The following is a 7,502-nucleotide window of genomic DNA, read 5'->3' as shown; positions in this document are numbered from 1 at the left end:
GATGACCACCCCGCTCCTCTACTGGGCGAGCGCGCCTCCGGCTATGCGCGTCGCCTGGCTGGGACCGCCGTCAGGAGGGTGAACAGGGCCGCTGCCAGTTGGGCCAACAGGAGGAGGTTTCTTTCCGTGCCCGGGTACTCCACCGTTACCTCCGACGATTCCTGTGGCACCGATACCGCCACCTGGTGGCCCCACGCCGGCACTATCGGGACCGGCTTGCCGGCCACCGTCGCCTTCCAGCCTGGCTCCTGCTCCGCCGCCAGTACCAGCAGGCGCCCCGTTGGGCCTTCGGACACTCGGACGCGTACCTCCGGCAGGTCCGCCCGGACCGGTGCCACGCCCGGCGAATTTCCCGGGGCGCCGCCGCCCGTGACCGCCGCCTTTGCCAGTTCCGGCGAGATCAAGATCACCTGGCCCGCCGGCGACAACAAGCGCAGCACTCCGCGGCCGTCGGACGTCGGGGCCGCCACTGAGAGCAGGTCCTTTGCCAGCGGCAGGTACGCCTTCGGGTCCACGCCGGGCGGGAGCACCACGAACTGGACGCCCGCGGCCGCCGCCGCCGCGAGTGCGCCCTGGACCGCCGCCGCGTCGCCCTGGCCGAGGCTGGTGCGCCACGATGTCAGGCGAGCCGAGGTGCCGGGCGTCGGGGCCAGCTCGTCGTCGCCGAGGTGCGGGAGGCGGCCGCCGATCTGGCGGGTCGCGTCCGGGGCCAGGTCGAGCACCGACCGGCCGGACGCCGCCAGCTCGGCCGCGACCTCCGGGGCCAGGGCCGGCCGCTCACCGGCCCGCAGCGGGCCCTGCGAGCCGACGACCACCGCGCCCGCCGCCAGCGCCAGGAACACCGCCACCCCGGCCACCGCCATCACCTTCGGCAGCCACGTCGCCGGCACGCCGCCGCTGCCGCCGCGCTGCCACGATCCGAGCACCACCCACAGCAGCCCGGCGCCGACGATCAGCAGCGGCACGCCCGCGTAGCCGTACGACGGCGCGCCGCCCTGCAGCGGGGGCGCCGTCACCAGCCGCACCAGGACCAGCCCGCCCGCGCCCAGCGCCGCGAGCGCGAGCCCGCCTGCCGCGAGCTTCGTCGGCCGGACGACCACCGCCACCAGCGCCGCCGCGATCACCGCGACGCCGATCGGCCAGGCGCCCGGGCCGCCCGGGTCGAGCCCGGCGAGATCCGTGCCGGAGACCGGCGAAGCCGCCCCGCCGAGGCCCTGCACGAGCAGTTCCGGGTGCTTCAGCAGCACGGTCGGCCACGGCAGCAGCAGCGCCAGCGGCAGCAGCACCACGATCCCGACCGACGCGATCCGGCGCGCCAGCCCGGTCGGCGCGGGCAGCACGACGAACCCGATCAGCAGCCCGGCGAGCGCGAGCCCGTGCGCCAGCGGCGAAAACGCGCCGAGCAGCGCCACCCCGAACGCCGACAGCGCGGAGACGTGCAGCCAGCGCGTGTCCGCGTGCACGAGCAGCCCGGCGATGCCCGCGGCGACCAGCGGCAGCGCGAGGTGCACCACGACGACGTCGAGGCGGCCCTGTGCCACCCCGGCGGTCGCGGCCGGCAGCAGCGCGTAGGTCGCGGCGACGACCGCGCGGACCCAGCGGCGCACGCGAAGCCGTCTCGTCGCCGCGTACGCGCTCAGCGCGGACAGGGGGATGTCGCCGATGAGGAGGATCGCCACCAGGGCGGCGGGCCCGCCGATCGGCGCGAACACCGCGCCCAGCGTGCCGAGCACCGGCAGGGTGGCCGACGCGGGCGCGCCGGTGCCGCCCGCGATCGCGTGCCACGGCGTCAGGTACGACGTCCACAGCTCCCCCAGCCCGCCGACCGGGAGCAGCTTGCCGCCGAAGAGGTCGAGGCCGAGCCGGGCGCGGTTGACGACCAGGCCGAGCGCGGTCAGCACGACGAGCAGGACCACGGGTGGCGCGAAGATCGTCGCCGCCAGCACGCGGCGGCGGTTCACTTCGACGAAGACGAGTTCGGGTTCCGGCTCTTCGGCTTCGGTGGCGTCTTCGGCCGCCGGCGCCGGGGTTTCCGGCAGGGCGACGGCGACGAGCGTGCCCGGCCGCCGCAACCCGGACCCGCGGGAGCTGACTCCGCGCAGTGCGCCCGCGGGCAGTGCCTCGGGGCCGACCGGACGGTTCTCGCGGGCGTCGAGCGCTTCCGGCGTCACCCACGCCGACTCGGTTTCCACGGTCTCGGGCACCCGGCCGAGCGCGACGTCGTTCTCGACGCCGCGGCGCACCAGGCCGACGACCCCGGCGCGGACGGCGTTGCGCAACCGCGTCCCACGACCGGTGAAGAGCCCGCGAACCGTTCCCGGCCGCGGATTCCGCCGCCGGTGGGCGCGAGCGGCGCGCAATCCGCCGCGTCCACTGAGGAGGTACGCAACGGCGGCGAACTCGGCCCGCGCTTCCCCGGTGCGGCGCAGCAGGACGAAGGCCAGCGCGCGCAGCACCGCCAGCAGCGGGAGCCGGATCATGCCGAGCCAGAAGGAAAACGGCGAGCAGTTCACCAGGAACACGCGCAGCCCGTGGGCCCGGTTCGCGGCGGCCAGGGCGCCGGGGAGCGCGTCCGCCGGACGCCGTCCGGTGGTCACGGCGCGGGCGTGGCGGACCCGGGCGAGCGGCACGGACAGGACCACGCCGCCGGCCGCGTTCGCGCGCCAGCCGAAGTCGAGATCCTCGCGCAGCAACGGGAAACCCGGGTCGAAGCCGCCGAGGTCGTCCCAGGCGTCGCGGCGCACGAGCGAGCCGGCGCTGGGCACGGCGAGCACCGCGACGGGGTCCTCGCCGGGCGTGGCGACCTGCTGGCGGTGACCGGAGGCGTCGGTGGACAGGCCGGCTTCGACGATCAGCCGCGGGTCGGTCCAGTCGAGACCGAGCGAGCCGAGGACGGTGGCCGAAGGTTCCTTCGTGGCGGTTTGGAGGAGCTGCTCGAGGCAGTCGGGTTCGGGCGCGCAGTCGTCGTGCAGCAGCCACAGCCAGGAACCGGGGTCGCCCCAGCGCTCGGTGGCGTGCCCGACGGCTTCGGCGACCGCGGCCGCGAAGCCGGTTTCGCTCGGCAGCGTGATGACCCCGGACAGCACGGGGGACGAGTCGAGCCCGGGGTCCTCGGCGGCTTCGGCGAGCAGCCGCGGGGTCGAGTCGGTGGAGCCGGTGTCCACGGCGAGCACGTGCCGGGGCCGGACGGTACTGCGGCGCAACGCGGAAAGCGCCAGCGGCAGCCAGTTTTCGCCGTCGTGACAGACCACAATGGCCAGAACGGGCGCGGTGCGCGGGACGGGCGGCGCGGCGGTGCGGGGCAACGAACGCTCCAGATCAGGCGGCAGTCGGTGCGGCCACCCTACGGCCCCTCTCCGTCACCCGATGGTGAACCCACGCCGTGTTCACCACGGGAAATCACCGGTGACGCCCAGCATCACCGGTGATTCGCCCTAGACAGCACGTTTCTTCAGCTTCCGGCGCTCCCGCTCGGACAGACCGCCCCAGATGCCGAAGCGTTCGTCGTGGGCCAGTGCGTACTCAAGGCACTCGTCCTTGACCTCGCAGCCCAGGCAGATCCGCTTGGCTTCCCTGGTGGAGCCGCCCTTCTCGGGGAAGAACGCCTCCGGGTCCGTCTGCGCGCACAGGGCGCGTTCCTGCCAATCCTGCTCTTCTTCGGTGGCATCGATGAGCTCGGTGAGATCTCCCAGAGCCTGCTCCGGGATCTCGCCCCAACTCATGACGTGCCCCCATTCCTTCCCATCGGCTTCCAACCGCACGTCCGCCTCCTCGCTCCCTAGCACTCCCCAGGCTGGCGGTGGTGAAACGACACTCGCCGTCCCCTCTCGGCGGCGAATGACATCACTGTGATTACACCCGTGTAGTGCGGTCAGGTCAAGCGGAGTAGCGAGTTCGGGGGACGTTCCGGCCCGATCGCGCAAGGGGACACGCCGGTAACTTCACACCGGGCATACGGAAGACTGGAGCACGTGCAGAAGTCAGCAGTGCGCCCCAGCCCGGTCTTCCTCGGCATCCTCGCGCTCACCGTCGCCGGTGGCGCCATGGCCGCGTTCGGTGACATCACCACCGTTTTCGTCCGCGACCGCGACCCGCTGCTCATCGCGGGCGTGGTGATCTTCGTCGCCGCCGGCTGGGTGGCGTCGCTGTCGCTGCACGAGTTCGGGCACGCGATGGTCGCCTACCGCGGCGGGGACTACAGCGTCGCCCACAAGGGTTACCTGACGCTGGACGTGCGCAAGTACACCGATCCCGTCCTGTCGATCGTGCTCCCGCTGATCTTCCTGTTCATCGGCGGCATCCCGCTCCCGGGCGGCGCGGTCTGGATCAACCGCGGCGCGCTGCGGTCACGGGGAACGTCGTCGTGGGTGTCACTGGCCGGCCCGCTGAGCAACCTCGCGGTGGGCGCGGCGCTGGCGCTGGTGGTGGCGCTGGTCCCGATGGCGGGCGGCCTGGTGATCGCGATGTCCTTCCTCGCCCTGATGCAGGTCGTGACGTTCGTGTTGAACATCCTGCCGATCCCGGGCCTCGACGGCTGGGGCGCGATCGAGCCGTACCTGCCCCCGCAGGCGCGCGAGTTCGGCGCCCGGATCCGGCCGTGGGCGCCGATCATCCTGTTCGCCGTCCTCTTCCTCTTCCGCCCGGCGAACACCGCGCTCTGGGAAGGTTCCTACGCCATCTTCAACGCGTTCGGCGGGTACGTGGACGGCGCGAAGATCGGCTTCAGCGTGTTCCAGTTCTGGAACTGAGGTTTGACGCGGGCGCCGGGCGGGAAGATCACCGCGAGGCCGCCGGAGGATCGTGTCCGCGGCGGCACCGGTCGTCGCCTTGCCGTGCTTCCGTTCCGACGCGGCGAGCGGCAGCCCGCGCCGAACCAGAGCCGGATCAGCGCGGCGCCGCGGCAGGCGGCGCGTGCTCGGTGAGCCAGCCGTGCGCGCGCTGCCACGCTTCCCGCAACCCCGACCGCTCACTCAGGTAGTTGCCCGCCACCCCGACGACCGGCACCTTGCCGATCGCCCGCTGCAGCAACCGCCCGCGCGGCCGCTTCTCCAGCTCCTCGGTCAGCTCGCGCAAGCTCCGGCCGAGCCGCCACAGCGTGCCCGCCGCGGCACCGACCGTCGCCTTGCCGTGCTTCCGTTCCGACGCGGCGAGGTCCTCCGTCAGCCGCGCGGCCGCCCCCGCCTCCGCGGCTTCGTCGTGGCCCGCGGCGAGCCCGGCCGGGACGTCCCGGCCGAACAGCACCCAGGCGATCAGCCGCACGCGGGTGCCGACGTCCGTGACGCCGTACTCCCCGGCGATCGCGCACAGCAGCAGCCCTTGCGCCGCCGCGCCGACCGTGTCCTGCACCGGCGCCCGGTCGGCGAGCGCGCCGCCGAGGCCGGGGAGCGCCGTCAGCAGCGCCGCGAACCGGCCGACGCAGTTCATCCACCAGCTCGACCGGTCGTGGCCGGACATCCGGGCCCACGCGTCCGTGCCGGGGACCTTCATCGACGTCACCCCGTTGACGAGCTTCGCCTTCAGGCCGGACTCGACGCCGGCCAGGTCCTCCGAAGCGCGGGCCTGCAGGCCGAACGGATCGGCGTCCCGCAGCGAGTCGAGTACCGGCCCGCAGGCCCGCACGAACGGCCGCAGCACGGCCACGAGTTGCCCGTCGGAGATCGTCACGGTGTTCCTTCCCGCCGCCGAGCCCGGCGCCGGTGCGCCGGGCTTGGCCAGAGTCGGCACCGCGCCCGGCCGTGTTACGGGGTTCGGCGCTCGGTCAGCCAGACGTGCGCCCGCTTCCAGACCACGCGCAGCCCGGACCGCTCCCCGAGGTAGTCCCCGGCCGCCCCCACGACCGGCAGCATCCCGAGCGCCCGGTGGAACAGGTTGCCGCGCGGGCGTTTCTCCAGCTCCCCGGTGATCCCCAGCAGCCCGCGGCCCAGCCGCCACAGCGTCCGCCCGGCCGCCTTCACCGTGGCCTTGCCGTGCTTCTTCTCCGACGCCCTCAGTTCCTCGGTCAGCTTCGCCGCTTCGTCCGCCTCCGCGGCTTCGTCGTGCTCCGCGTGCTTGCCCGCCGCCAGCTCCGGGTCGATCTCGCGCTCGAAGAGGACCCATGCGATGAGCCGCACCCGCGTTCCGACGTCGGTGACGCCGTACTCGCCCGCGATCGCGCACAGCAGCAGGCCCTGGGACGCCGCGCCGAGGGCGTCCTGGACCGGCAGGCGGTCGGCCAGCGCGCCGCCCAGCCCGGGGATCGACGTCAGCAGCGCCGTGAAGCGGCCGACGCGGTTCATCCACCAGCTCGACCGGTCGTAGCCCGTCATGCGGGCCCACGCCGCCGTGCCCGGCACCTTCACCGACGTCACGCCGTGGATCAGCTTCGCTTTCAGCCCCGACTCGACCTCGGCCAGGTCCTCCGACGCCCGCGCCTGCAGGCCGAACGGATCGGACTCGCGCAGCGCGTCCAGCATCGGCCCGCACGCCCGCACGAACGGCCGCAGCACCGCCACGACCTGCCGGTCGGAGATCGCCTCACCCACGTCCCGGTCCCCTTCCCACCGTCCGGCGCGGCGCGCCGCCCAGCACCATCGCACCCGGCAGCGCGCTCGCGCCGAGCAGCAGCAACGCCCGCCAGTCCTGGATCAGCACCAGGTCACCGCCCGGGCCCAGCATCCCGACCCCGAACACGACGAGCACCCACACCGCCAGGGGTACCCACGAAAGCGCGGGCCGCACCAGCTTCGCGGTGGTCCACACCAGCCACGGCGTGGTGACGGCGCCCACGAGGACCGTCACCGGCAGCGGCACCACGCCGATCCGCAGCGGCAGGAAGAACAGCTCCAGCAGAGCGAACAGGACGGTGTCGACGACGAGCAGCGCGAGCAGCAGCCCCCGTTCGAGCGTCAGCCGCTCCTCCACCGTCACAGCCCGCCGAACAGGTCGTCCGCCGCACCCTCGGCCGGGCCGTGGGCCAGCACGAAGAAGTCGCGCTCGAGGATCGGCTGGGCGATCTCGTTCGTGAGCGCGAAGTACAGGAGGCCGTCGTCGACCACGGCGAGCTGGGTCGCGTGCGCGCGCAGGGCCGCCACCTTCGCGGGCAGGTACGCGGCGACGTCGAGCACCGTGGTGATCTCTTCGTCCGGCGTCGTGGGCAGCTCGTCGTCCTCCGGCACGTCGAACACGGGGTCGTGGTCACGCAGCGCGGCCAGGCCGGCGCGCACCGCGTCCCGCGACGCGACCGTGTGGAAGACCCGCTCCACCGACTCCGCCCGCGGCGCCGCGGCCATGGTGATGTCGTGGGCCCGGATGTGGTCGGGGTGGCCGTAGCCGCCGAAAGCGTCGTAGGTGACGACGACCTGCGGCCGGACCTCGTCGATGAGCTCCGCCAGCTGCGCGGCCTGCTCGTCCGCGGATCCCCCGGTGAACGCCCTCGGGTGCGACGCCGACGGCGTGCCCGCCATGCCCGAATCGCGCCACCGGCCGAGCCCGCCCAGGTAGCGGTGCCGCCACACGCCCAGCGC

The 7,502-nt window shown here is 73.8% G+C and carries 7 protein-coding genes; 1 reads left to right on the top strand and 6 read right to left on the bottom strand.

All coding sequences use genetic code 11. The features are described from left to right. Nucleotides 1-41: 41 nt before the first annotated feature. A complete protein-coding gene (locus CCN39_RS44405) occupies nt 42-3,305 on the bottom strand; it encodes a glycosyltransferase family 2 protein (RefSeq protein WP_086852795.1) in 3,264 nt (1,087 codons plus the stop codon). Nucleotides 3,306-3,434: 129 nt separating this feature from the next. Then, the gene (locus tag CCN39_RS44400; protein WP_161790928.1) at nt 3,435-3,722 is read right to left on the bottom strand and encodes a WhiB family transcriptional regulator; all 288 of its coding nucleotides are present in this window, start codon (nt 3,720-3,722) and stop codon (nt 3,435-3,437) included. Between the two features lie 264 nt (nt 3,723-3,986). On the opposite strand from CCN39_RS44400, the gene CCN39_RS44395 reads away from it, so the two are divergent. Further along, nucleotides 3,987-4,748 carry a site-2 protease family protein gene (locus CCN39_RS44395; RefSeq protein WP_086852793.1) on the top strand — a complete coding sequence of 254 codons (762 nt, stop codon included), beginning with the start codon at nt 3,987-3,989 and terminating at the stop codon, nt 4,746-4,748. Nucleotides 4,749-4,884: 136 nt separating this feature from the next. Here the strand turns inward: CCN39_RS44395 and CCN39_RS44390 are convergent, their stop codons facing one another. The 4 genes from CCN39_RS44390 to CCN39_RS44375 form a co-directional block, all read right to left on the bottom strand. Beyond that, a complete protein-coding gene (locus CCN39_RS44390) occupies nt 4,885-5,664 on the bottom strand; it encodes a hypothetical protein (protein WP_086852790.1) in 780 nt (259 codons plus the stop codon). Nucleotides 5,665-5,738: 74 nt separating this feature from the next. Then, nucleotides 5,739-6,521: a hypothetical protein gene (locus tag CCN39_RS44385; protein ID WP_086852788.1), complete on the bottom strand. Its 783-nt coding sequence runs from the start codon at nt 6,519-6,521 to the stop codon at nt 5,739-5,741. Further along, nucleotides 6,514-6,906 (bottom strand): hypothetical protein, encoded by a 393-nt coding sequence (locus CCN39_RS44380; RefSeq protein ID WP_086852786.1) that lies wholly within the window; start codon nt 6,904-6,906, stop codon nt 6,514-6,516. Before CCN39_RS44380 ends, CCN39_RS44385 begins: the two co-directional genes overlap by 8 nt. Beyond that, on the bottom strand, nt 6,903-7,502 hold a 600-nt coding region (locus tag CCN39_RS44375), incomplete at its 5' end, for a PIG-L family deacetylase (protein ID WP_086852785.1). The genes CCN39_RS44375 and CCN39_RS44380, both read right to left, overlap by 4 nt.

It is taken from the genome of Amycolatopsis kentuckyensis (assembly GCF_002155975.1).
Lineage (GTDB): Bacteria > Actinomycetota > Actinomycetes > Mycobacteriales > Pseudonocardiaceae > Amycolatopsis > Amycolatopsis kentuckyensis.
The sequence above is the reverse complement of the archived record's forward strand: the minus strand, read 5'-3'. Positions and strand labels throughout refer to the sequence as shown.

Coding starts and splice junctions, on each gene's coding strand:
- CCN39_RS44400 (WP_161790928.1), bottom strand. CDS start 3,722: ATGAGTTGGGGCGAGATCCCGGAGCAGGCTCTGGGAGATCTCACCGAG.